This window comes from Prevotella sp. FD3004 (genome assembly GCF_000746155.1).
Classification (GTDB): domain Bacteria; phylum Bacteroidota; class Bacteroidia; order Bacteroidales; family Bacteroidaceae; genus Prevotella.
In genome coordinates, this window is the sequence record NZ_JQKR01000011.1 from 219,564 (window position 1) to 244,558 (window position 24,995).

The 24,995-nt window shown below is 45.9% G+C and carries 19 protein-coding genes and 1 tRNA gene; 13 read left to right on the forward strand and 7 right to left on the reverse strand.

Annotation, left to right across the window (positions count from 1 at the left end):
• Positions 1-73: 73 nt before the first annotated feature.
• Complete coding sequence (locus tag T325_RS03250; RefSeq protein ID WP_036910367.1) at positions 74-2,632, reverse strand: endonuclease MutS2; 2,559 nt, start codon at positions 2,630-2,632, stop codon at positions 74-76.
• Positions 2,633-2,817: 185 nt separating this feature from the next.
• Between T325_RS03250 and T325_RS03255 the strand changes: the two genes are divergently transcribed.
• The 3 genes from T325_RS03255 (at position 2,818) to T325_RS03265 (ending at position 4,216) form a co-directional block, all read left to right on the forward strand.
• A tRNA-Ser gene (locus T325_RS03255) sits at positions 2,818-2,902 on the forward strand.
• A gap of 226 nt (positions 2,903-3,128) precedes the next feature.
• Positions 3,129-3,692 (forward strand): flavin reductase family protein, encoded by a 564-nt coding sequence (locus tag T325_RS03260; protein WP_036910369.1) that lies wholly within the window; start codon positions 3,129-3,131, stop codon positions 3,690-3,692.
• 23 nt (positions 3,693-3,715) lie between these two features.
• A complete protein-coding gene (locus tag T325_RS03265; protein WP_036910371.1) occupies positions 3,716-4,216 on the forward strand; it encodes a hypothetical protein in 501 nt (166 codons plus the stop codon).
• Between the two features lie 50 nt (positions 4,217-4,266).
• On the opposite strand, the gene T325_RS03270 is transcribed toward T325_RS03265, so the two are convergent.
• Genes T325_RS03270 through T325_RS03280 form a run of 3 tightly spaced genes read right to left on the reverse strand, consistent with a single transcriptional unit; the run spans position 4,267 to position 5,365 of the window.
• The gene (locus T325_RS03270; RefSeq protein ID WP_036910373.1) at positions 4,267-4,605 is read right to left on the reverse strand and encodes a hypothetical protein; all 339 of its coding nucleotides are present in this window, start codon (positions 4,603-4,605) and stop codon (positions 4,267-4,269) included.
• The gene (gene crcB / locus T325_RS03275; protein ID WP_036910375.1) at positions 4,602-4,970 is read right to left on the reverse strand and encodes a fluoride efflux transporter CrcB; all 369 of its coding nucleotides are present in this window, start codon (positions 4,968-4,970) and stop codon (positions 4,602-4,604) included. The genes T325_RS03270 and crcB overlap by 4 nt, the downstream gene beginning before the upstream one ends.
• Positions 4,967-5,365: an FKBP-type peptidyl-prolyl cis-trans isomerase gene (locus tag T325_RS03280; RefSeq protein ID WP_036910466.1), complete on the reverse strand. Its 399-nt coding sequence runs from the start codon at positions 5,363-5,365 to the stop codon at positions 4,967-4,969. The genes crcB and T325_RS03280 overlap by 4 nt, the downstream gene beginning before the upstream one ends.
• 95 nt (positions 5,366-5,460) lie before the next feature.
• On the opposite strand from T325_RS03280, the gene T325_RS03285 reads away from it, so the two are divergent.
• Positions 5,461-5,955 (forward strand): methyltransferase family protein, encoded by a 495-nt coding sequence (locus T325_RS03285; protein ID WP_036910377.1) that lies wholly within the window; start codon positions 5,461-5,463, stop codon positions 5,953-5,955.
• A 15-nt stretch (positions 5,956-5,970) separates the two neighbouring features.
• Here T325_RS03285 and T325_RS03290 read toward each other — a convergent pair whose 3' ends face one another.
• Positions 5,971-6,699 (reverse strand): peptidylprolyl isomerase, encoded by a 729-nt coding sequence (locus tag T325_RS03290; RefSeq protein ID WP_036910379.1) that lies wholly within the window; start codon positions 6,697-6,699, stop codon positions 5,971-5,973.
• A gap of 231 nt (positions 6,700-6,930) precedes the next feature.
• Here T325_RS03290 and T325_RS03295 point away from each other — a divergent pair, with 231 nt between their 5' ends.
• From T325_RS03295 to T325_RS03305, 3 genes are read left to right on the forward strand one after another with little or no spacing between them, the layout of a single operon-like run.
• Positions 6,931-7,176, forward strand: coding sequence for a hypothetical protein (locus tag T325_RS03295; protein WP_036910381.1), 246 nt, complete (start codon positions 6,931-6,933; stop codon positions 7,174-7,176).
• Positions 7,177-7,181: 5 nt separating this feature from the next.
• Positions 7,182-7,745, forward strand: coding sequence for a hypothetical protein (locus tag T325_RS03300; protein ID WP_051949675.1), 564 nt, complete (start codon positions 7,182-7,184; stop codon positions 7,743-7,745).
• Between the two features lie 2 nt (positions 7,746-7,747).
• Positions 7,748-8,245 (forward strand): GNAT family acetyltransferase, encoded by a 498-nt coding sequence (locus tag T325_RS03305; protein ID WP_036910382.1) that lies wholly within the window; start codon positions 7,748-7,750, stop codon positions 8,243-8,245.
• A 22-nt stretch (positions 8,246-8,267) separates the two neighbouring features.
• Here T325_RS03305 and T325_RS03310 read toward each other — a convergent pair whose 3' ends face one another.
• Both T325_RS03310 and T325_RS03315 read right to left on the reverse strand, forming a co-directional pair.
• A complete protein-coding gene (locus tag T325_RS03310; RefSeq protein WP_036910384.1) occupies positions 8,268-8,804 on the reverse strand; it encodes an NADPH-dependent FMN reductase in 537 nt (178 codons plus the stop codon).
• Positions 8,805-8,838: 34 nt separating this feature from the next.
• Positions 8,839-12,816: a two-component regulator propeller domain-containing protein gene (locus tag T325_RS03315; RefSeq protein ID WP_197051307.1), complete on the reverse strand. Its 3,978-nt coding sequence runs from the start codon at positions 12,814-12,816 to the stop codon at positions 8,839-8,841.
• A 259-nt stretch (positions 12,817-13,075) separates the two neighbouring features.
• Between T325_RS03315 and T325_RS03320 the strand changes: the two genes are divergently transcribed.
• Genes T325_RS03320 through T325_RS03345 form a run of 6 tightly spaced genes read left to right on the forward strand, consistent with a single transcriptional unit; the run spans position 13,076 to position 24,888 of the window.
• Positions 13,076-14,044 carry a glycoside hydrolase family 43 protein gene (locus tag T325_RS03320; protein ID WP_255327765.1) on the forward strand — a complete coding sequence of 323 codons (969 nt, stop codon included), beginning with the start codon at positions 13,076-13,078 and terminating at the stop codon, positions 14,042-14,044.
• Between the two features lie 25 nt (positions 14,045-14,069).
• Positions 14,070-16,079: a hypothetical protein gene (locus T325_RS03325; protein WP_036910390.1), complete on the forward strand. Its 2,010-nt coding sequence runs from the start codon at positions 14,070-14,072 to the stop codon at positions 16,077-16,079.
• 27 nt (positions 16,080-16,106) lie between these two features.
• Positions 16,107-19,421, forward strand: a complete 3,315-nt coding sequence (locus T325_RS03330; RefSeq protein WP_036910392.1) for a SusC/RagA family TonB-linked outer membrane protein — start codon at positions 16,107-16,109, stop codon at positions 19,419-19,421.
• 22 nt (positions 19,422-19,443) lie between these two features.
• On the forward strand, positions 19,444-21,291 hold the full coding sequence (locus tag T325_RS03335; protein WP_036910394.1) for a RagB/SusD family nutrient uptake outer membrane protein: 1,848 nt from the start codon (positions 19,444-19,446) through the stop codon (positions 21,289-21,291).
• 1 nt (position 21,292) lies between these two features.
• Positions 21,293-22,345, forward strand: coding sequence for a family 43 glycosylhydrolase (locus T325_RS03340; protein ID WP_036910396.1), 1,053 nt, complete (start codon positions 21,293-21,295; stop codon positions 22,343-22,345).
• A gap of 2 nt (positions 22,346-22,347) precedes the next feature.
• Positions 22,348-24,888, forward strand: coding sequence for a glycoside hydrolase family 31 protein (locus T325_RS03345; RefSeq protein ID WP_051949677.1), 2,541 nt, complete (start codon positions 22,348-22,350; stop codon positions 24,886-24,888).
• Positions 24,889-24,995 lie beyond the last annotated feature (107 nt).

Consider the following 24,995-nt stretch of genomic DNA (forward strand, 5'->3'; position numbering starts at 1 on the left):
GCAGTTAGCCAAATATTTTTGGCTTTTTTAATAAATCGCGAGTATGCGCTTAATCTATGTCAAGAGGGTAAAATCAGTCTAAATCGACTACTGTAATGCCTGCTCCACCAAACTGGACATGCTCGTCGCGGAAGTGTGAAACGTTGGGAATCGTGCCTAAATATTGGCGTATCAACTGGCGCAATACGCCCGTTCCCGTGCCATGCAGAATTCTTACTCTCGACATGCCTACGAGTATGGCATCGTCGATAAAGTAGGTCACGGCATTGATGGCTTCATCGCCTCGCATACCACGAACGTCAAGATCCTGATGGAAATTCATCTTTCGATTGTCTATCACGTCGCGTGTGTCTCGTGATACGGTGGCGTATGATCCCGCAATATTATTGTTGCGCTCTTCTGCCTTGGTTGTATGTTGTTTGGGTTTCTCTGCGTGTTCCAGACGATCAGCACGCATCTTTGTTTTCATACCACCAAAGATGACGGTAGCCATTTTGCCATCAACGGATTCTACTTCACCAACAGACGAGAGTCCTTTGATTCTTACAGTGTCGCCAGCTACTATAGGTTTGTTATCCTCGACTTTTGCTTTTGGGGCTGGTGCAGATACGGGACTGTCAGCCTTGTTGGCTTTCTCTTGCTTACGCTTTTCTCTACGTTCCTTGCGCTCCTGTATCTGACGGATCTTGCGGGCTATTGCTTCGTCGTTGTCTTTCGTGTCAATATCTGTCAGTTCCTCTTTAAAGGCGTTCAGCTCTTCGCGCACCAGTCGTGTGCGCTCTTTCTCAGCTTGTGCTTCCTTGATCTCACGAATGGCGTTTTCGATTTTCTTGTTGCTTTCCCTCAGTAGTTCTTCTGCTTGCTCCTTAGCCTTGCGCAGTATTTCCTTACGCTGGCGTTCAATCTCATTAAGTTCGTCTTCGTAACGGTTGATCTTACTCTCCAGTGATTTCTCGTGCTGATGTATGGTTTGGCGTTTGCCTTCCCAGTAGCGTTTATCGCGCACGATATCTTGCAGATACTTGTCGCTTTGGATGTAATCTGAGCCTACGATGTCTGAGGCTTCGCGGATTACCTCTTCAGGAATGCCTGTTTTTCGAGCTATTTCGATGGCGAATGAAGAACCGGGCTGTCCAATGGCTAACTGGAAGAGTGCTTGCATCTCATGACGGTCATACAGCATGGCGCCATTTACAACTCCTGGATGATCCTCTGCAAAATGTTTCAGATTCTGGTAATGAGTGGTTATCACGCCAAACGTCTGTTTTTTCCAGAACTGGTTCAGCATGGCTTCTGCGATGGCGCCACCAATGGTAGGTTCAGTACCACTACCGAACTCGTCTATCAATAGCAGCGACTGGCCATTGGCCTGTTTCATCATCTGCTTCATGTTCATCAGGTGGCTTGAGTAGGTCGAGAGATCGTTCTCAATGCTCTGTTCGTCGCCTATGTCTATGAGGATGTGTTTGAAAATACCACATGTAGAACGGTCGCCAATGGGTATGGGAAGGCCGCATTGCAACATATATTGTAGCAATCCTGTGGTCTTCAGGCATACAGACTTGCCACCAGCATTCGGACCAGAGATAATCAATATGCGCTTTTGCTGTGTCAGGGTGATGTCGAGCGGAACCACTTGTTTCCCTTGTTTTTCGAGCGAAAGCTGCAAGAGTGGATGTATGGCGCGGATCCAGTCTATGTGGGGCTTGTTCTCTACCATTGGCTCAAAGGCCTTTGTCAGTCGTGCCCACTCGGCCTTGGCTTGTATCAGGTCTATCAGAGCCAGAAACTGGTATGAGTCAAGGATATCTTTCACATGAGGGCGTACCTCATCGGTAAATACGGTCAGGATTCTGATTACCTCCCTTCTTTCCTCAGCTTCCAGCTGGCGCACCTTGTTATTAGCCTCAACCACCTCTGTTGGCTCAATGAATACCGTTTTTCCAGTAGCCGATTCGTCGTGTACGATACCGCTTATTCTGCGTTTAATCGATGGAGCCACAGGAATTACCAGTCTGCCGTCGCGCATGGTGGGGGCGGCATCCTTGTCGACCAATCCGTCTTTCTGGGCACTGTGTAATATACTATATAATGTACGCGAGATGCTACCCTGAGTCTTTTCCAACTCATGACGTATGCTTGCCAGCGTCATCGAGGCCGAATCCTTGATTTTTCCGAATTTGTCGAGTATGGAGTCTATCCTGCGTATCATTGCGGGGAAGGTCATTACGCCCTCTGTCAGTCTGTGCAAGGCAGGGTAGGGGTATCTCATCTCTCCGCTAGCCGACTCTTCTGCTCCCTGTTCCAGATAGTTCACCATGCTGACGATAGTGCCCAGTGAGCGACGCAAGTCCCATACCTCGTCTTCCTCCAAGTGAGTACCCTCCATACGTATTCTGGTCACAGCAGCCCTTACATCGAAGAAATACTGCATGGGGAGATCGTCTTTTTCTTCCTTCAGCCTGCGGAATTCTCTTACCTGTGTCTGCCATTCGTTGATGGCATCACAATCAGTAGAGAAAGCCATCTCGTCAACTTTCTCCTTGCCTAAGGTGCTCAGGCAACGCTCTTTCAGCAGCCTTCTTATCTCATCGAAACCGAGCTTGTGCTCAAAATTGCTAGGGTAAATCACGCTGCAAAGGTACGAATAAGCGAGCGATTATCCAAATTTATTCGGGAAAATCCGAGCGAGAGTGCCTTCTAACCATGCTCAAAGGTGCGAATTTTAAGCTGGAGATGCAAAAAGTTGCCGAAAAATTTGTTTGTTCCGAAAAAAACATGTACCTTTGCACCCGCTTTCGAGACAATCAGAGCACTGGAGAGATGGTAGAGTGGTCGATTACAGTAGTCTTGAAAACTACCGTACCGAGAGGTACCGGGGGTTCGAATCCCTCTCTCTCCGCAAAGAGTTCAATGAGTTAATCGTTGGACTCTTTTTTTATGTTCGGGAAGCGGACAATCATCAGATGGGGAGTAAACTCCGACTTTAAACCTTGTAAAGTCATACTTTCCTCGGAGTAAAATTCCGATTAACGCCAAATCATAAAGTATTGTAAATGTGAATACGAAAATATGAATAATTGAGGAATAATTTGTATCTTTGCCCGTGACAAAATACAAATAGGATTATGAAGAGTTTCAAATCTACTGCGTGGCTGTTGCCACAACCTGTGCTGATTATCGGTACTTATGACAAGGATGGTAGGCCCAACGCCATGAATGCTGCCTGGGGCGGTCAGTGGGATATGCACGAAATCATTATCTCGCTTGGCTCTCACCAGACAACCGATAATCTGGCTGTTAATCCAGAGTTCACAGTTGCCTTTGCTACTGCTGAGACGATAGTTGCTTCTGACTATGTGGGTATTGTCAGTGGTAGAAAAACTCCAAATAAGATGGAGAAAACTGGCTGGATAGCAGAAAAGGCTCCCAACGTGAATGCTCCCGTATTCAAGGAGTTCCCGATGACGCTTGAATGTCGCGTAAAACAGAAGATCGATGAAAGCGAGACAGGCTATTATCTCGTTGCTGAAATCGTGAATATCCTCTGTGACGAGAAGTTCTTGGCTGAGGATGGAAAACCCGATGTGGAGAAGATGAATCTGATAACCTTCAATCCGATACATCACACATATATTCAGCTTGGTAAGACCGTTGGTAAGGCCTTTTCAGATGGTCAAAAGTTGAAATAAGGCATTCTTAATGTTATATTATTATGGATAATTTCATTGAGGCATTACTGAGCGAGAAGACTGATAGAATACCAGCAGAATACGATTGGTTTGCACCGCTAATAGGAGACTGGGCCTGTGATTATTATGACGAACCCGAGAAGGGATTTAAACGACACGTCAAGGGAGAGTGGTTTTTCCGCAGAATCCTAGAGGGCACAGGCGTACAGGATATATTTATTTTCCCGTCGCGTGCCACCAAAGAAAACGAGCCGCAGCCCGATGGAGAATACGGCTCTTCGTTTAGAATGTTCAACAAGGTTGATCGGTGTTATGACGTTGTTTATACTTGCGATCATTCGATGAAAAGACTATGCTTCACCAAGCAGGGTGACAAACTCGTTGGTAAAGTGCTGTCTGAGGAGAATGCCTTCTGGATTTTCTCTGACATAACAGAAGACAGTTTTCATTGGGAAAACGTAAGAATCAGCGATGGTAATGAGAAATTCTTAGTCTGTGAGATATTTGGAAAAAGGATAGGGTAACTGTATCAGGCCAGAAGTGCCCGCCTGTCGTTATTCCTGTTTTGGGAATATTATCTGATTATCTTCGCTTTTTGAAGGTTTGTCATGTCGTCCCAGAATTCAGATGCCTCTACGTCGTTGAAGCCTCTAGATGAAAGCTCGAGGAGAATGGAATCCAAGAGTTGTACCTTTGATATATTTAAATCTTGATCCACATCGATGGGGTAAGTTAGAATGTCGCCCAATGAGCCAATGTGAGTATTCGTAATGGTAATATCACCATTTACTGACCTAACCTTAATACGTCTGTTAGTGCCATATTCGGGTTTGGTCTCGCAGAGAATCTTAAAGAGCGGCGAACTGCTGTATTGTTCTGAATCTACGGATAAGATAAGTTCTTGAAGGGTCATAGCTTCACAATTTGATATCCCAGTATGACGGCTATGAGACCGAGAGCAAAACTTGCCAATGTATATAGAATCGCAGAGATAATAGCACCATCGCGTTCTAAAAGGAAATTCTCGTTCATGAACGTTGAGAACGTGGTGAAACCGCCACAGAAACCTGTTACCAATATTAGTTTGGCAGAAGACGAAATCCGTCCTCCGAACGATAGCCCTGATAGTAAACCAATTATGAAACAGCCAATAACATTAACAATCATTGTCCCCCAAGGAAAGGATATCGGCATCAGCGAAAGAACGATTTTGCCAACCAGATAACGTGCGCCACCACCCCAGAAACTTCCGATGCAAACTAAAAGTAAGTCTTTCATGCGATAGCTATTAGCTCTATTTCAAAAATAAGTGTTGAGCCTGCGGGAATGCCAGGCTGGGAGAATTTACCATAGCCCATTTCGGCTGGGATGTAGAGCTCCCATTTATCTCCGATGTGCATTTGTTGGATGGCGATGATCCACCCCTCAATGAGGTCGCAGAGACGACATGCTAAAGGCACTCCGCCACGACTGCTGTCAAACTGCTTACCGTCGATAGTCCTGCCTGTATAATGGGCTGTTATAATGCTTCGAGCTGTTGGCTTTGCGCTATTTTGATTGCCCTCTCTCAGAACCTTGTAGTAAATTCCTTTTGGAAGTGCTTCCACACCTTCTTCCTTAGCTTTCATCTCCAACCAATCCTTGTTGGCCTGTATGTATTCTCGCTTTGCCATAATCATAAACTATCCTAATTCTCGCTGCAAAAATACGAAAATAATAGGAATAATAAGTATCTTTGCAAGTAAAATACTGAGATTATAAAGAATTAATGATGAACAAGTCACATTTATTTGGCTACCTGCTGGGACTGCTTGTCTTTGTAATCGGCATTCCTGCATTGATGTGGTTGGTGTCAGGACGAGCATGGCCATATGTTCCTGATTCCGCATTATTGTGTGTTGCTTCCGTGCTACTCGTCGTCTGCGGACTGGCTCTGAGCATTTATAGCATAGTCTATATGCGTGTTGTCGGTAAAGGTAATCCTTTCGATGCCTATGGTCATGAGGTGGCTCCGCGAACGAAGAATCTGATGACGGACGGACCATATCGTCTGTGTCGTAATCCAATGCTTGTAGGTATCTATATCTATGATGTGGGGGTTCTCATCTGGCTTTGGTCGCTGTTGCCGCTGCTTATTGTTTTGGCAGAGGTTATTTTGCTAACGCTTCAAGTTCGTAGTGAAGAACAGCGGTTGGAGAAGGACTTCGGGCAGGAATATCTTGATTATAAGAAACGAGTAGGGAGATATGTGTTCAGACCATGAATAACTTTGCTGTTATTATTCAATAACGGTCATTTTCATTTCTATGTCATCTATTGGTCTGTCAGCGCGTCCCGTGGCTGTAGCTTGTATCATCTCTACAATCTCAAGACCTTCTTCGACTTCTCCAAAGACGGTGTATTGACCGTCTAGATGGGGCGTTCCGCCAATGGTCGAATATTGTTTCAGCTGTTTGTCTGTCAGTCCTTCCTTGCCCACCTTGTTCTCTGCCTCTACAGCTAGTCTGTCTTGAAGCTCCTGGAGTCCTACACGATTCCTTTCGCGACGCATTTGCATAATCTCAGTACGATGCTCAGAGGCAAGGGCGTTAAAGGCATCTTGTATTTTCTGCATTCTTAGTTGTTTGGAGAATTGGCGGAGCTGACCCTCATTGTAAACCTGTCCCCATACAATATAGAACTGTGAGCCACTGCTACGACGTTCGGGGTTCACCTCGTCACCCTGTCGTGCAGCGGCCAGAGCCCCGCGCTTATGTAGCAGGTCAGGTTTTATCTCAGCTTCCAGTGTGTAGTCTGGACCACCCACGCCCAGCATTTTCCCAGCAGGAGCCCCTTTAGAGTCTGGATCACCGCCCTGAATCATGAAGTCTTTGATTACTCGATGGAACAACGTACCATCATAATATCCCTCCTTTGCCAATTTTATAAAATTGTCACGATGGATGGGAGTCTCGTCATACAGGCGAACAATAATGTCGCCAAACATTGTCTGTATCTTAACTTTCATGGCTGCAAAGTTACAACTTTTTCTGCTGCGAATCGCGTTAATTTACACGAATTAATATAGCAATTCATTTTTTAAGAAACACTATGCCCTTGTTTCTTCTGGCGAGAAGTCGTTTGTAGCATGGAGCGTTATCTTATTGCCATTGTTAAAGGCTCAACTTTTGTTAATTATGAAAGCAAAATTATGAATAGTTGAGCGAAAATGAGTACCTTTGCCAGTCAGATTCTTAAAATGATAACAAAGGATAGTATCGAGACCGCTTATAGTTTCCTGCATCAGAAACAGCGAATCTATGTTCATTCAACGCTTGATTGGCAGAGAGATGACATAGAGATGGCTATTGCTAGCTATGCAGATGACATGAGTCGGGAACTGTATGATGCCATCAGTGGTGGCAAGGTTTGCTTCCTCCGTGATCACAAATGTTTTCAGGAGGATATTACCAGGGCTGTAGAGATACTTGAGAAGATGCTATAACGAATATGGAGATTTTTAAAGAACCGCTCGGCAGCGATGGAAAATGCTTGCTAGAGCAAGAATTGCGTAAAGACCTGCATCAGTTTCTGTTGAGTATGAATGAGGTGGATGAACGTCTGCCAGAGTGTCCCGATGTGGAAGAGAAATGGGAAGAGATTGCTAAGGCCTATATTCCTGACGGTATCCGTGAGTTTCAGGACTATCCCTCAGCCTCGCTTGGTTGGATGATGTATATTGGTATGGCTCTAGCCAAAATGTGGGACACGGAATGGGAAATCTATTCAAAAATTGACGATCTCTATACTTATATGCGCGACAAGCGGGGATATGACAGTATGGATGAATATATCCGTGAAGATGTCTTACTGCTTCAAGGCAATGACTACACAGTCTTGGAAAAGATGGTGGGTGAGTGTGCCTCACGCGTCTATAATGCTCTGATGCGTCAACGTTTGGAACCAGGCACAAAAGAGGCCTTCTATGCTTATGTGGCTTGTTTGCATCAGCTTTATCTGATGGGAGCCGCCATGCAGTTGAAGCGGATGGGATATCATATGACAAATATGTAAATATGGTTATCAGAGAGGCAAGAGCGGGTGACATGACTGAGATATTGAAAGTCATGGAAGCTGCAAAGAAGATTATGCGACAATCTGGTAATATGCACCAGTGGGGAGATGGCTATCCGTCGGAGACTGTCATTATGAATGATATGGAGAAGAATGGTGCTTTTGTTATTGAAGACGATGATGAGGTGGTTGGCTATTTCGCTTTCCTTCCCTCTCCAGAACCTACTTATAATAAGATTTATGAAGGAAATTGGTTCGAAGAATCGCTGCCATACCATGTCGTTCATCGTATAGCCAGTTATCCTGATGTTCATGGAGTGTTCAGTAGTATTATGGACTTCTGTTTCATGCATGATACGAATATCCGCATAGACACCCATCGTGACAACAAGATTATGCAGCACAACATACAGAAGCACGGCTTCGTCTATTGTGGCATCATTCATCTGTTGTCAGGTGACGAACGACTGGCATATCAGAAGATTGTCAGTGGCTTCTGATAGTCAGGCTGAGTCGTTAAGACTATCCAAGTATGTCTTCTACTTGTTGTTTCAACAGAGTCTTCTGTTCGTCAGTGAGAATAACTATATTATTTGCCCAAGCCTCGGCATTAACCATCAATCCTACTTGATTCGGCATGACTTCTGCGCCTATAAATTCAAGCAGACTAGTAAGTTTTTCTCGACAGTTTTTTGTCTGGTTACGACCGCCAATGCCTGTAAGCGCGACCTTCTTCCCACGGATGGCTATGGCACTGTCACGCTCTGTCGTCATGGGACGTGATAACCAGTCGAAGAGGTTCTTTATTACTGCAGGATAGCTGAAATTATATTCTGGTGAGAATACCCAGAGAATATCGGTGGCAAGCACCTCTTGACGTATACGTGCCAGAATATCAGACGTTGGAAACTCAATGTCTTGATTGATAAATGGTAGACTGGTATAATCCAGTTCTGTGACTTCAGCCTTGTCTCTGAGAAGATCTTTTACGTACTCACTTACTTGGCGATTAAAACTCTGTTTTCGCAATGAGCCGATAACAAATAGCACTTTCTTCATAATTAAATGTCTTTAATTGTTGTAAAAATTATTTTTATCCTTTTAGATAATCGGAGGGTGCAGTGCCAACCATTTTTTTGAATACTTTTGAGAAGTAGTTGGGGTCAGAGAATCCACAACTGTAAGCCGTTTCTGACACATTGTGTCCCTCTGCAATCATCTGGCAGGCTTTTTGGATACGCTTGTGGCGAATGTAGTCTCCTGCCGAGATGTTCATCAGGCTTTTCATCTTTGTGTGCAGAAGACTTCTGCTCATGCCTAACTGTATGGTGATGTCTGTTACCGAGAAGTTTGCATTGCCGATGTTTTCATCTACGAGTTCTATTAGATGCTGTATAAAGTCTTTGTCAATCTGTGTCAGGCTCTCATTGTCCTTCACTGCTTCCTCACCTCCATCGAAGATTCTCTTCTGACGATTCTGTATAAGGCGTAGCAGATTCTCGATTTGCAGGCATAGTGCTTCAGGATCGAAAGGCTTGGAAATATAGATATCGGCACCGTTGCGGTAACCATCCTTGATATCCTCGGGATCGCTTTTTGCGGTAAGTAGAATGATAGGGATGTGGGATGTACCCATGTTGCTTTTCATCATGTTACAGAGTTCCGCTCCTGTCATGTTGGGCATCATAACATCTGACACAACCAAATCAATATCATGGCGACTGATGGCAATGTCCCAAGCCTGCTGTCCGTCAGATGCTGTCACTACATTGTATTGGGTGGTAAATAGCTGTTCGAGGAATTTAAGCATGTCGTCATTATCTTCTACGACAAGCAAGGTGTGCTTGTGTCTTGTAGCTTCTACGGCAACCTTGGCCTTTGATATGGCGTTGTCGGAGATAGCTTCTGTATTCATATCCAAATTGCTGAGGTAATTCTTGACAGACACCAACTCGTTGTCGGACGAGATTTTGGCTTTTTCAGAGAATGCATTGCCTGAGATGTTAAGTAATATGGTGAATGTGCTCCCTCTGCCTAATTCACTCTCAACAGACACGGATCCCTTATGTATCTCAGCCAAACGGCGTACGAGTGCCAGACCTATGCCCCATCCGCTGCTATTCGTGTTGTAACCGCGTTTGGTCTGATAATAACGACTGAAGATATTCTCCTGCTCTTCCTTGATGATGCCAATGCCTGTATCAGAAACTTGCATCTTAAGGTAAAGGTCCGAAGATTCTGGCAATTGGATTATCTCGGCATTAATAGTGATGGTTCCTCCATGCCCCGTAAACTTCATGGCGTTTGACATGAGATTATTGAGAATATGCTCAATATATGAGGGAGAGAACCACCCCTCCTCGCCATTGTCCATACAGTTGGTTATCAGGTTCTGTCCCTTTGATGCGATAGCCTCATTGAAATTATCGGCCATCATTGCAACAAACTCCACGGGATTGCCTTGCTGAACATAGAAAGGAAAATTGTCAGACTCGATTTTATTGAACGTTACAAGCTGGTTTATCAGGTGTTCCATCTTTGAACAGTTGCGTATAGCCATGTTGAGCGATTCACTCACTTCTTTATCCAGTTGGTTGGAACGGATGCTTTTTAGTGGAGCCATGATGAGCGCGAGAGGTGTCTTTAACTCATGTGAAACCATTGTAAAGAAACTTGATTTCGCTTTGTCGATTTCCTCTACCTTTGTCTTCTCCATCGTTGCGTAGCGTATCTTGGCCTGTTCCTTCATGCGCATGTTGTAGAAAAGAAGTGCTCCAACAACCAGGCCAGCGAGACATAGCAGATAGATGATGTAGGCGAGGGTTGAGCGGTAAAAGGGCGCTTTGATGATAATTTTCAAAGTGCGCTCCGGACACATGTCCCAATCGCTGTCGCTTGTGTTTGCCCTAACATGCAGGACATAGGTACCAGGGCTGAGCAGATATCCGAAGAAACTGCGCTCTGAGCCTACATTGCGCCATGTGTTGTCAATGCCGTCTACACGAATCTGATATTGTACGCCCTGTACACTCTCGGGCCTGATGACTCCGTATTCAATATGGAAAGAGTGTGATTCTTCATAGGTGAGTGTGATATGGTCAGCATAGTCAATCTGAGTGCTCAGGGGAGAGTCGATGACTTGGCTGAGGGGCATTACCTGTTGGTTGTTTACAATGAGTTTCCTGAAGTGTACCTGCAGATTTCTTGCTTCAGTGTGCATCTTCATGGGGTGAAATGAAATGAGGCCATCAAATGTTCCCATGATAATATGTCCGTCAGATGCCAGGTATGAAGAAGTGAAATTGAACTGATTAACAGGTAATTCGGTGCCAGCCGAGAAGCGTCGTGTGTGCTCATCAGAAAGACGGTGGCAAAAGAGTCCACGATCGGTTCCTATCCAAAGGCAACCTGACTTGTCTTCAACGATGCTACATATCGTTGCCTGCAGTGGCATCCACGTTCCAGCCTGGTGAACCTTGCCGCTTTTACTGTCGAGCCAGAATAGTCCATGATTATTTGTTCCAATCCATAAGCGTCCTCTAGAGTCCTCAAGAGCTGTAATGATATAATTGTCGTTCAGTCCGCAGCCGCTTTGTCGGGTATAGTTCGTTATCTTATCGTTGCTGATACAGAAGAGTCCGTCGGCCACAGTGCATGCCCATAGTTGGTTGTGTCGGTCGACAAACAGGGAGTATATAAAGGTACCGTCAAGAATGTCGTGTCCCAATGTGCGGAAGGTGTCTGTCTTATCGTCATAATATCTCAGTCCTTCCATGGTAGCCACCCATAATCGTCCGTTTTTGTCGCGGGTGAGATAGAAGATTCCCTCAGAGGTTAAACCTTTGGTGCAGAAGTATTGTGCGGTCTTATGAGTCAGTAGATTGTACTTGAAGAGTCCTTTGAATCTGGTTCCGATCCAAACCTCATTTGCAGTTCTGTCATAATAGATGCTATGTGTGTTCTTATCAAGACTGGGAATGTCATTAAACGACGTGAACTGACCAGATATAGAATTGTAGATGTTTATACCCTGATCTTCTGTTGCAATCCAAAACACACCAGGTGATGACTCGGTAATCATTCGCGGTATGCGTGCTTTCAGTTCACCCTTTGCGGCGCTGGGTTGGAATTGTCTGAACTGAGGTTTCTGACTCAACAGGTAGTCGACGCCGCCGAAATAAGAGCCAATCCAGATGTTATTCTGCCTGTCGGAAAGGATGCTGTATACCGCATTGTCAGAGAGCCCGTCGCTATCATAGCCTTTCTGTGTGAGGATGGTACTGCCATCAGGATTCATCGTCAAAATACCATTCTCAGTTCCAAACCATATACGGTGCTGTTTATCCTCGACAATCACTCTGACAATGCCGCCTGTGAGTTTGTTGGAAGCATAATGCTGCTGAGTATGAGCTTTCAAATCTTTGCAAATAACGCTACCATCGTTACATCCTATCCATAGCCGCTGTTTGGAATCAACTAACAACGGCAGTATGGCAGTATGACTTACAGGCAGTCCGCCATTGATAGTAACATCAAGTGGTTGTATTTTGGTAAGGCTGGCATCCAGTGAGAATATCATCTGGCTGGCCGATACATAGATGTTTCCAGTCTTATCCTTTGACAGCGAAGCAATTGTTCCGGCATTAAGCGAAGGAATCACCAGAAACGAGTCGACATGCTCATCGTACGCAAACAGTTGACCATATCCAGTCATGACGCGACCGTCGTTTGTCTCTACAAAACTGGTGCAGTATCCTCTTACGTTGTAATAACTATGGAAATCATCTGTCTCAGGTCTGTATCTGCTCACGCCATTTTCGGTACTAACCCATAGTCGGTGTTTCGAATCAACAAAGAGTCCATGCACAAAATTGTGGACGAGCGAGTTGTATTGCCCCTCCACATGATAATAAGTCTCAACATTATATCCGTCAAATTTTGCCAATCCGTTACGCGTACCTATCCATATATAACCATCCTGATCCTGCACGATAGCCTCTACTTGCTGGTTGGGTAGTCCATAAGAGGTATTAAGGTGTTGGAACTTGAAATCGGCAGCTTGTATTGCCATACTTATTATGAGCCATGTTAAGATAACCGTTAGATGTCTCATTTGCTTTCAGATTTGTTTTCTGAGTGCAAATATAATGAATAATTTCGAGAGAATCTTGATTTTTGTTCATGATTTCTGTATTTTGAACAATAATACAGATTTCAAAAACAAAATTACCCGCTGCCAATTTGCTTTTTTACTACTTTTGCAGCAGAAAAAACGCTAAAGCCAATATAATTAAATGTATCAGAGAAGAAAGTTAAAATTGACAGCCATGATGGCCGCTATTTCAGTTTTGCCATCATGCAGTACGAATGAAACATGCAATAACCTATTGCCAGTAGAAGTCGAACCGTCATCTCAAGAACAGAATATCTTAACAGAGGCCGACCCGACTATTTTTATGGATACCGATAGCACCTATTATTTGTATGGTACTGGAAGTCAATCAGACAAAGGCTTTCTTGTCTATCATTCGAATGACTTGAAAACTTGGGAGGGACCTGTTGGTCGGAATGGTGGATTCTGCCTTACTGGTGAAACATCGTTTGGTACTATGGGCTTTTGGGCCCCTCAAGTGATGAAGCGTAATGATACCTATTATATGTTCTATACTGCTAATGAACAGATTGCCGTTGCAATGGCTTCTTCACCGCAGGGACCATTTTCCCAGAACGTGAAAAAAATGATTGAAATGCCATGCAAGGCTATCGATCCATATGTGTTTATAGACTCTGATGGTAAGGCATACCTCTATCATGTACGGCTACAAAATGGAAATCGTATCTTTGTTGCAGAGATGACTGATGATTTGATGAATGTCAGGGAAGAGACTGCTACAGAGTGTATCAGTGCTACTGAAGAATGGGAAAACACACAACATGTCACATGGGGGGTGACAGAGGGCCCGACTGTTCTTCATATAGGTGATACTTATTATATGTTCTACTCGGCCAATGATTTCCGTAATATCGACTATGCCGTAGGCATTGCTACCGCATCGTCGCCTTACGGACCATGGATAAAATCAGACTATTCTGTTATTAACCGAGCAAATATTGGCCGTTATGGGACAGGTCATGGCGATATGTTCAAGGATGCGCAAGGTCATTGGAATTATGTGTTTCATACCCATAATAGTCTGACCGAGGTGAGCCCGAGGAAGACTGCCTTGGTTGAAATGATTCAAGACGCAGGTACATTTACCATTAAAGCAGGTAGTTTCTATTATCTGTATAAGAAGTAAGAATTTATAAATCAACCCTATTCATATGTACAAAAGAAAATTCATAACAACAGCCTTGGCTGCTTTGACTATGAGTGCATCTGCTATTAATATCCAGACGCAGATCAGTATCAAACAGCCAGGCAATGAGGCAAAGGTTATCAGCCTGCATGCCGATGGTAACCAGTTGAAAGCTGCTAAGAGCGAGGCGCTGCCTCTGCACATCAGCGCACAGCTCTCAACCGATGGGGCCGACCAGCTTTACACGGTAACCATCAAGGCCGATGCTACAACGTATTACAACTTCGGTGCTCAGCTTGCTACAGGCATCAAGTCGGCCGATAGTGAGTTCTATCTGCCAGGTTTCTGGTATCATCGCAACCTGCGTTCGCCTAAGGAGGCACCTGCTTTCCACACTTCGAAGAGCTGGAACTTCCGCGAGGATCGTCTGTCGTCGCCCATGACCAGTTTGTATGATGAGGCTAACGGAAAGTCGGTAGCAGTGATGCGTACGCTTGACCGTCCGCAGGAGTGTATGACCACCCATCAGGCTGGCGAGATTATCCTGAGTGGCGAAACATCGTTAGGCTACTTAGGTCTGGATTGTGAACAGGCTGAGGCCAAACTTACTTTCGGCTATCCTTACATTGAGACGCCTAAACGCTACATCCGTAAGCTTACTCTCGCTGCCCCTGTATTTGCTTTCGCCAAAATCGAAAAAGGTGAGACCAAGACTATCCAGTGGCGCATCAGTCAGACCGAAGCTAAGAGCTTTGGCGAGCACGTTACACTGATGTGGCAGCGTTGCTTCGACAACCTGAATCCACAGCCCCTGAAGCCACTCTTTACGCCTGAGGAGATGAAGAAGGGTCTGACCAACTATTTCCGCCAGTCGTATGTAAGCAACTATCCCTTGAAGTACAACTCGGGACACACCCTGCTTACCAGCGATTGCAAGCCTTTCCCCGAGGCACAGGTTGGTTTCTGTGGTCGTGTGCTGCTCAATGCTTTCAATGCCATCGAATATGGCGAACTTCATGGCGAGCAGGATCTCGTAACCATGGGTGACGAAATCCTGGAGAGTTATCTGCAACATGGTCTTACTAGTGCTGGCTACTTCTATGATAACGTGAACTTTACTCGCGGTTTCCCAACCGATGATAAGGTGGTTCATTCTATCCGTCAGCAGTCAGAGGGCGTTTATGCCATTCTGTTGTATCTTAAGTACGAGAAGGCACATGGTCGTCGCCATCCTCAGTGGGAGGCACGTATCAAAGGTATATTGGATGGTTTTCTGAAACTGCAGAAGGCCGATGGTAGCTTTGCCCGTAAATATCATGACGATGGTACCGATGTGGATGGTACTGGTGGTAGCACACCATCATCTACCTCAGCCTTGGTGATGGGTTATCGCTACTTCGGTAAGAAACAGTACCTGGAGGCTGCCCGCCGCACTGTTGACTATCTGGAGAAGAATATCATCTCAAAGAGTGATTACTTCTCATCAACCCTCGATGCAAACTGCGAGGATAAAGAGGCCGCTATTGCTGCCGTTACCGCTACCTATTACCTGGCAGCTGTAACCAAAGGCAAGGAGCGTCAGCGTTATATCGATCTGTGCGAAAAGGCTGCCTACTTTGCCCTGTCGTGGTATTACATGTGGGATGTGCCCTTTGCACAGGGGCAGATGTTAGGCGACTTAGGATTGAAAACCCGTGGCTGGAGTAACGTATCGGTAGAGAACAACCATATTGATGTGTTTGTATTCGAGTTGCCACACATCGTGAATTGGCTTGGACAGCAGAGGGGTAACCAGCGTTTCCTGCAGATGCACGACGTGATCTTTAACTCACTCTCACAGCTGATGCCTACACCCGAGCGCCTTTGTGGTATCGCCGTCCCCGGTTTCTATCCAGAGGTGGTGCAGCACACCACATGGGATTACGGTATGAACGGCAAGGGGTTCTATAACAATCTCTTTGCACCAGGTTGGACAATAGCCTCACTTTGGGAGATGTATTCACCAACCCGAACAGATGACTTTCTAATAAAATAACTTCAAACATTAAACCTAAAAATCAAAATGGAAAAAAGATTAATTGTCTCGTTGGCAGGCGCGGCTCTCTTGATGACAGCTTCGCCAACCTTAGCCGAACGTAAACTGGCTATGTCGGTTCATTCCAACGTCGTTTCTGTCACCCAGCAGGAGAGGGCTGTCAGTGGTCGCGTCGTTGATGAAAGTGGTGAACCGTTGATTGGCGTCACAGTCAAGGAACTCGGTACAAAGAATGCTGCAGTTACAGACATGGATGGTCGGTTTAGTCTGACTCTCAGTAAGTCTGATGCTCAGATTACATTCACTTATATTGGTTATGTGGATGTTACCAGCCGAGCAGCCAACAACATGACAATCGCGATGAAAGAGGATAAAAACGAACTTAACGAAATCGTGGTTGTTGGTTATGGCACTCAGAAAAAGGTCAACCTTACAGGTTCGGTGGTTTCTGTTGACTTGGCTAAAGAAACAAAATCACGTCCTGTAACTACTGTTGCCCAAGCTCTTCAGGGTATGGCTGCAGGTCTTGATATTCTGCAGGGCTCTGGTAAGCCTGGCGCTGAGAACTTCTCCGTTAACATTCGTGGTGTAGGAACCATGAACGACGCCAGTCCATTGGTATTGGTAGATGGTATGGAGATGAGTCTCTCGGATGTTAATCCGATGGATATTGAGAGCATCTCTGTTTTGAAGGATGCTGCCTCGTGTGCTATCTATGGTAACCGTGGTGCTAATGGCGTTATTCTTGTAACCACTAAGAGCGGAACCGAAGGCAAAGTCAGTGTTACCTATACTGGTCGTTTGTCAATTAATAAACCCTCAAAGCTGGTTCGCTTTATGTCGAACTATGCCGACTATATGGAGATGGTGAACGAGGCCAGCGAGAACATCGGTACTGCAGGAAAATATCCACAAAGCGTGATTGATCAGTGGCGTCAGGCTGAGGCTAATCCCAATGGCATTGCCGAGTCGGGCTATCCCAACTACGTGGCTTATCCAAACACCGACTGGTATGATGAGATTTACCAGACCAAGGTGATGCAGGAGCATGCCATCTCTCTGTCGGGTAAGGATACCCGCACACGTTATAACCTTGGATTAACCTATCTCGATAATCCTGGTATGATTGTTCGCTCTGGCGAGCAAAAGTACTCTATCAACCTGAAGTTGATTTCGGATGTAACAAACTGGTTACAGCTGGGTGCTCAGGTATGGGGTACACACAGCGACCGCGACCGTAATAATGTAGATGCCCTGTCGAGCTGGGAGTTTCTGAAGACCGTTCCAGGTATCTATCCTTACTACGATGGTAAGTTCGGCGGAATCGAGACTTCGGTTGAGGATGGTGCTGCCCACAACCCCATGCAGTTGCTGAATGGCGATGGTGACAGCTATTATAAGACGACCCACGCTTACACCACAACCTATGCTCAGGTTAAGTTCCTGAAGGACTTTACCTTCAAGACAACCTTTGGTTACGACTATTTCAATACCCGTCATAAGTATACCGACGGTCAGAACGAGAGTTATAGCTTCAGCCGTAACGAGGTAGTAGCATCGCCTGCTGCACTCGAGGCGCTCTCAAGCTATATGTACTATCATCACTACTATAACTGGAAGATTACCAACACCCTGAACTGGGCACATACTTTTGCCCAGAAGCACGATGTTGGTGCACTGGTAGGTTTCGAGGAAGGTAAGAACAGCGATGGTAATACCGATGTGAAGAAGATGGGTATGATTGATGCCACACTGACCGACCTGAACACCCTGACATCTGAGGAATACACACGTGGTAACTTTACCGGTTATACCTATCGTTCATGGTTCGGCCGACTGAACTATGCTTACGATTCACGTTACCTGTTGGAGGCTAACTTCCGTTACGACGGTTCGTCACGCTTCTCACCCGACAACCGTTGGGGCTTCTTCCCCTCAGCATCGGCAGGATGGCGCATCAGTGAAGAAAACTTTGCAAAGAACTCATTCCTCAATGTGTTCGACAATCTGAAACTGCGTGCCTCTTATGGTAAGTTGGGTAATTCATCGGTTGATAATTATGCTTATCAGTCGTGGTACGAGACAGGCTATACCACCATGGGTGGCAAAAAGGTACCGCGTTTCTATCTGAAGAATCTGCCTAATATGAACGTAACATGGGAGACAACAAAGACTTTCAACGTTGGTCTCGACTTCAGTACCCTTGGTGGTCGTCTGTCGGGTGTCATCGACTACTACGACAAGCAGACCTCAGGTATCCTCTACCGTCCATCAATCGGACTTATCTTCGGTGATAAAGTGGCTCCTCTACAGAATCTGGCCGGTGTAAGCAACCGCGGTTTTGAAGCAACTTTCCGTTGGGAGGATAAGATTGGCGACGTAACCTATGGCGTAGCTGTCAATGGTTCGTTCAACAAGAACCTTGTAACTGATTATAAGGGTGGCATCATCCAAGGATGGGGTGCCGATCCTAACAATCCCGATCCTAACGTGTACTACTCTAACCTTGGTGAGGTTTCGTCGGGTGGCACACAGCGCCTGGTTGAAGGACACATGATGAACGAGTTCTATGTATATCCTATCTATAGTGGTACAGGTACTTATTACGATGCCAACGGTGTGGTTAACCCTAATGGTGGTCCACGCGATGGTATGATTCGTACTCCCGAGGATCTGAAGTGGGTACAGGATATGATTGCTGCCGGCTACTCGTTTGAGCCACAGCACGCTGTAACTCAGAATGCAATCTGGTATGGTGAATATATCTACGCCGACACTAATGGCGATAAAGTATATGGTGGCAGTCATGACCAGAAGTTCATGGGCGAGTCGAACGTGCCTAAGTTCACCTTCGGTATGCAGATGCATGCAGAGTGGAAGGGCATCGACCTCTCGATGAACTGGGGTGGTGCCACAGGTTTCTCAACCTACTGGCGTGAGATTGGCCAGAACTCATCTAACGTAGTGTTTGGTTTGAGCATCCCACAGTGGATTGCCGATGATCACTACTACTATGATCCTAACAACCCCAACGATCCTCGTACCAACATCACTTCGAAGAATCCACGTATGTCGCTCGAGAATCCAAGTATGAGTGATGCGCTTGACAATACATTCCATCTCTATAGCTGTGATTACCTGAAGCTGCGTAACCTGACTATCGGTTACACATTGCCAAAGAACATCAGCAGAAAGATCTATGCCGAGAACCTGCGTGTTTACTTCTCGGGCGAGAACCTGTGGACTATCACTAGCTTCCCCGGACTTGATCCAGAAATGCGCTCTGGTGAGGGTTATGCTACTATGCGCCAGCTCTCATTCGGACTGAATGTAACATTTTAACCATCAACAATGAATAACCAATATGGAAAAGAAAATAATCAATAAAATGTGCCGCAGTCTTATACTGGCTGCCTCGAGTGTCGCACTCACGGCTTGTAATGCCGACTTCTTGGATACTCAACCTTCCGACCGTGTAGGTACCGACTTGGTATGGAGTACCTATAACATGGCTGATGCCGTGGTGAATGGTGCCTACGAACGTTTTTACTGGGAGCAGCAGGGCGAGTGCCCCGACTGGCAGAACTTTGATGCTGCCACCGATGTTTGCGATCTGGATGCTAACTGGGGTGGCTACGACTGGGCCCGTGGCCGTTGTAATGCTACTTACTGGGGATTCAACGACTGGTGGAAGCGCCTGTACGAGGAAATCTATCGTACCAGCAACGTGATAAATAATCTGGATAGATGCGAGGCTATGTCGGCCAGCGAGCGTGCACGCGATATTGCTGAGTGCAAGTTCCTGCGTGCCTGGGCTTACTATCGTGCTAACGTGCTGTGGCGTGGTGTGCCCATCTACACCGAACCCGTAGAGTATGGTGAGGACACCAAGCCCCGTAACACTGCCGATGAGGTATGGCAGCAGATTATCAAGGATTGCTCTGAGGCTATCAACGAGCCCAGTCTGCCTAATAAATATGCTACCTCTGATAAAAACTACGGTCGTGTAACCAAGGCTTGTGCCTACTATCTGCGTGGTCAGGTTTACATGTGGCTGAAGGACTGGGATAAAGCTGCTGCTGATTTCACCGCCATCACTACCATGGGCTTCCAGCTGTTCCCTGATTATAAGAATATGTTCAAGGCTGCCAATGAGCGCAACGATGAGTATATCTTCCAGTATCAGTATACCGACGAGGAGGGTATGGGATCGCTGTTAGGTCGTACACACGGTAACCGTAACACTTATACAGCCGATGGCTTTGGTTGCTGGAACAACCTGATTCCTAATCCTTACTTTGTTGACTCATACGAATATGCCGATGGTAAGCCATTCAATATGGACGAGGTGTTCCCCGGTTACTCAAAGATGGATCCCAAGGCCCGTTCGGTTTACTTCCTCCGCGATGGTCTTGATCCTAATGCTGCCAGCGATAAGCTGAAGGCTGGCTACCAGCAGATGGTAACCTATGGTGCCGACATGAGTCAGTATGATAAGGATGGCAACGAGGCTCGCATCCTGGCTATCTATCAGAACCGCGACCCACGTATGTTGATGAACTTCATCACTCCATACTCTACTTATAAAGGTGGTTCAACTGCCGACTGCTGGGATTACACCCTGCGCTGGCCTTACATTGGTTCGGATAATGCCGCTCCTTACGATCTGCGTACCGATACCAACGACCGCTTCTACTACCTGTGGCGTAAGTTTGTGCCCGAGGGTCGCGAAACCAAGAATGGCTTGAACAGTGATATCGATACACCAATCTTCCGTTATGCCGGTGCGCTGATTTCATTAGCTGAGGCTTTGAACGAGCAGGGAAAGACCGATGAGGCTGTTAAGTACATCAACATGGTTCGTGCCCGTATCCCCGGACTGGCTTTACTCAATAGCAACGAGTACACCAAGGTAACCGGTCAGGATAATATGCGTGAGCGTATCCGTAACGAGTATGGCTGGGAACTTTGTGGCGAAGGTCAGCTCTATTGGAAGCAGCTGCGTTGGGATACATGGCTCGATCGTAAGTTGGGCACCAACCGCACACTGGTTAGCGAGCCTTCACAGCTTAATGGTGCTAATGGTATGACTGAGATATGGGGTACCAAGCGCTACACCAATAACTACATTGGTGAGCACGTGAAGCTGTTTGCTGTGCCACAGGGCGAATTGGAGCGTAATCCTAATCTCACACAAAATCCTGGTTGGTAATATGTTAGTAATAAAAAAAAGAAGTTACATGTTTTCTATAGTTAGTATAATTGTTAGTATAATGCCTGTTTTGGGATGCTCACCGTCTTCGGACGGTGGGCAATCTCGTGATATTACCCCCACACCTATAGTGAAGAAATATCAAAACCCCATTATTCCTGTGTCGTTGCCAGATCCTTCTATAGTAAAGTCGCCCGATGGTGTGTTCTATCTCTTTGCTACCGAGGATGTCCGCAACCTGCCCATCTATCGTTCAACCGATTTGCTTAAATGGCAGTATGTAGGTACGGCTTTTACTGATGAGAGTCGCCCCAAGTGGAACCCTGGTGGTGGTATCTGGGCACCCGATATCAACTATGTTGATGGTAAATATATGCTCTATTACTCTAAATCGACATGGGGTGGTGAGTGGACTTGCGGACTTGGTGTTGCCTCTGCCACCCAGCCACAGGGACCTTACACTGATCATGGAGCGCTGTTTATCAGCGAAGATATCGGCATACAGAACTGTATCGATCCCTTCTATATCGAGGATGGTGGTAAGAAGTATCTGTTCTGGGGCTCGTTCCATGGTATCTATGGTATAGAACTGAGTGCCGATGGCCTCACGCTTAAACCCGGTGCCAAGCCTGTGCAGATAGCTGGCAACCAGATGGAAGCTACATATATCCATCGTCGTGATGGTTATTATTATCTCTTTGGTTCAAACGGTTCTTGCTGCGAGGGTAACAACAGTACCTATCAGGTTATCTACGGACGTTCAGAGAATCTGTTTGGCCCGTACGTTACAAAGGACGGCAAACGTATGCTTGATGGCAACTTCGATGTGCTGCTGCATGGCAGTAACAATGTGGCAGGCCCTGGTCATAACGCCGAGTTCATAACCGACGATGAAGGTCAGGATTGGATGATTTATCATGGTTATATGCGTAAAGATCCAGATGCCGGTCGACAGGTGTTGATGGATCGTGTAGAGTGGTACGATGGGTGGCCCTTGGTTTCTGGTGGTCAGTCTTCTGTCGAGAGTCGCTGTCCGTTGTTTAATCAGAAGTAATTATGAGAATGAATATCAGGAAGGTCTTTTGCGGTGTACTGCTGCTGTTGTGCAGTTTGCAGACTTTGGCAAATGTTGTGTATCAGGATGCCAATGTTCGTTTTACTTTAATTGATGAAGGTACGCTTCGTCTGGAATATGCGCCAGATGGCAAGTTTGTTGATAACAAGAGTTTCATGGCCGTGATACGTGAGTATCCCAAAGTGAATTACAACATCAAGAATAATACAAAACAGGTTGTAATCAACACCTCTAAGTTGAAGTTGGTTTACAAGAAGGGAACAGGGCCTTTTAGCAAGGAAAACCTGACGATTAGTAGTGCCAAGACTATCTCAAAGTCTTTCGTTTGGAAACCAGGCATGAAACAGACGGGTAACCTGAAAGGAACATATCGCACGCTTGACGGCTATGATGGCTCAGAGTATCAATATAGTACTCCAAAGCATGAGATGCCTATCGAGGATGGTTTGTTGGCAACCGATGGCTGGACGCTCATCGATGATAGTAAGAGCCTGCTTTTCGATGGAGCTAAGGATTGGGATTGGGTGACAGAGCGCAAGAGTGCCGAAGGGGCCCAAGACTGGTATTTCATGGCATACGGACACGATTACAAAGGTGCGCTTAATTCTTACACGAAGTTTGCTGGTAAGGTTCCTCTGCCGCCACGTTACACATTCGGTTACTGGTGGAGCCGTTATTGGAGCTATAGTGATCAGGATTTCCGTGATTTAATTGGTAACTTCCAGCGTCTGGATCTTCCATTAGATGTGCTGGTCATCGATATGGACTGGCATCCCATCAGCCCTGAGGCTGGCGGGGGATGGACGGGATGGGACTGGAACGAACGTCTATTCCCTGACTATAAGGCATTCTTGAAGTACCTTGATGAACAAGGTGTGAAAGCTACAATGAATCTGCATCCGGCAGATGGTGTACGCCCTTATGAGAAGAAGTATAAGGAGTTTATGCAGCGCCTGGGCAAGGACGATGGTAAGGCCCATGAATGGCTTGGCTCTGACAAGCAATATGTGAAGGCCATTTTCGATACGTATCTCCATAACTATATGGATGAGGGTGTTGACTTCTGGTGGCTCGACTGGCAGCAGTGGGAGAAAGACCGTGCTGTAAAAGACCTTGATAATGTGTTCTGGTGCAATTATATTTGGTTCACGGATATGGAACGTAATGGTAATAAACGTCCGATGTTATATCATCGTTGGGGCGGATTGGGTAATCACCGTTATCAGGTTGGCTTTTCTGGCGACTCGTTCATCACTTGGGAGAGCTTGAAGTTCCTGCCGTATTTCAACTCTACAGCATCGAATGTGCTATACGGCTACTGGAGTCATGATATTGGCGGACATCAGAGCAAACAGTGGGGATCGCCCGTGGAACCTCAACTCTATACGCGTGCTATGCAGATGGGACAGTATCTGCCCATCATCCGTTCACATAGTACCAAAGACCCAAGTCTGAACAAGGAACCTTGGGCATTCGGACAAGACACTCAGCAGCGTCTGGCTAATGTTATCAATGGTCGTTATGCACTCGTACCTTATATATATACAATGGCGCGTAAGACCTACGAAGAAGGACTTTCGCTCTGCCGTCCACTGTATTATGACTATCCGGAGGTTCGGGAGTCTTATGAGTTCAAAGAAGAGTATATGTTTGGCGATCATATGTTGATTGCTCCTGTCACTGACGAGGTGAACCCCAATGACGGCTATGCAACAGTGAAGGTCTGGTTGCCAGCAGGAGAGTGGTTGGAGTACGAGACGGGTAAGATGCTACAAGGAGGCAGAATCTACGAACGCCGCTTTACGATGGATGAATACCCTGTCTATATCAAGGCTGGAAGCATTATTCCATATTTTGGTAAGCTTAAGAATCTGTCAGGCACTAATCAAGCTGTAACGGTACGTGTGTTCCCTGGTGGGGAAAACGGCTTCTTTAAACTCTATGAAGACAATGGCGAGGATAAAAACTATGTGACGGAATATGCTACAACGCCTCTTTCGTATACTCGTGAAGGGAACAAGCTGAGTGTCACAATTGGCCCACGTAAGGGACAATACAAGGATATGCCTGTTCAACGTCAATACTATATGGCGCTGCCTTGTCAGAAGGCACCAGTCAGCATAAGTTGTCAAGGTAAGGAGTTGCCATTTACCTATGATGGTATGAATCTCGAAACCACAATCGACCTGGGTATGGTTGACTGTGCCTCTGGTGTTACAGTCGATATTGAGATGCCTGCCGACTATGTCTTGGTGGATGGCGTCAAGGCAGACTTCCGCCACATTCAAACGATGGTGAGGGACTATAAGCAGCACGAAGCTGGTATGGTTTATACTGAGGACTTCGGTTATCTTGAGGCTACACCATTGCGGCTGACTTACCACCCCGAGAAACAGGAGGAAACGTTCAATGCTTATAATGAAAGGATTAAACGTGTTGATCAGGTGCTCATCGAACAGATGGGAGATAGTGAAAACTATAAGCGTGCCATGCGCCTGTTAAATAGAGAAGAGCAACCTTGATGGGTTGCTCTTTTTCTATTCAAATCATAAAGTATCGTAATTGTTGGGGTAAAGATGGCAATATTTCATTGGTTATTCTTAATTTTGCGTCGGATTAAATTAAGATT

What these genes read in the sequence shown, in the direction of transcription:
- T325_RS03260 (WP_036910369.1), top strand. Translation starts at nt 3,129, where the DNA reads ATGAAGAGTTTCAAATCTACTGCGTGGCTGTTGCCACAACCTGTGCTG.
- T325_RS03265 (WP_036910371.1), top strand. Translation starts at nt 3,716, where the DNA reads ATGGATAATTTCATTGAGGCATTACTGAGCGAGAAGACTGATAGAATA.
- T325_RS03270 (WP_036910373.1), bottom strand. Translation starts at nt 4,605, where the DNA reads ATGACCCTTCAAGAACTTATCTTATCCGTAGATTCAGAACAATACAGC.
- crcB (WP_036910375.1), bottom strand. Translation starts at nt 4,970, where the DNA reads ATGAAAGACTTACTTTTAGTTTGCATCGGAAGTTTCTGGGGTGGTGGC.
- T325_RS03280 (WP_036910466.1), bottom strand. Translation starts at nt 5,365, where the DNA reads ATGGCAAAGCGAGAATACATACAGGCCAACAAGGATTGGTTGGAGATG.
- T325_RS03285 (WP_036910377.1), top strand. Translation starts at nt 5,461, where the DNA reads ATGATGAACAAGTCACATTTATTTGGCTACCTGCTGGGACTGCTTGTC.
- T325_RS03290 (WP_036910379.1), bottom strand. Translation starts at nt 6,699, where the DNA reads ATGAAAGTTAAGATACAGACAATGTTTGGCGACATTATTGTTCGCCTG.
- T325_RS03295 (WP_036910381.1), top strand. Translation starts at nt 6,931, where the DNA reads ATGATAACAAAGGATAGTATCGAGACCGCTTATAGTTTCCTGCATCAG.
- T325_RS03300 (WP_051949675.1), top strand. Translation starts at nt 7,182, where the DNA reads ATGGAGATTTTTAAAGAACCGCTCGGCAGCGATGGAAAATGCTTGCTA.
- T325_RS03305 (WP_036910382.1), top strand. Translation starts at nt 7,748, where the DNA reads ATGGTTATCAGAGAGGCAAGAGCGGGTGACATGACTGAGATATTGAAA.
- T325_RS03310 (WP_036910384.1), bottom strand. Translation starts at nt 8,804, where the DNA reads ATGAAGAAAGTGCTATTTGTTATCGGCTCATTGCGAAAACAGAGTTTT.
- T325_RS03315 (WP_197051307.1), bottom strand. Translation starts at nt 12,816, where the DNA reads ATGGCAATACAAGCTGCCGATTTCAAGTTCCAACACCTTAATACCTCT.
- T325_RS03320 (WP_255327765.1), top strand. Translation starts at nt 13,076, where the DNA reads ATGGCCGCTATTTCAGTTTTGCCATCATGCAGTACGAATGAAACATGC.
- T325_RS03325 (WP_036910390.1), top strand. Translation starts at nt 14,070, where the DNA reads ATGTACAAAAGAAAATTCATAACAACAGCCTTGGCTGCTTTGACTATG.
- T325_RS03330 (WP_036910392.1), top strand. Translation starts at nt 16,107, where the DNA reads ATGGAAAAAAGATTAATTGTCTCGTTGGCAGGCGCGGCTCTCTTGATG.
- T325_RS03335 (WP_036910394.1), top strand. Translation starts at nt 19,444, where the DNA reads ATGGAAAAGAAAATAATCAATAAAATGTGCCGCAGTCTTATACTGGCT.
- T325_RS03340 (WP_036910396.1), top strand. Translation starts at nt 21,293, where the DNA reads ATGTTAGTAATAAAAAAAAGAAGTTACATGTTTTCTATAGTTAGTATA.
- T325_RS03345 (WP_051949677.1), top strand. Translation starts at nt 22,348, where the DNA reads ATGAGAATGAATATCAGGAAGGTCTTTTGCGGTGTACTGCTGCTGTTG.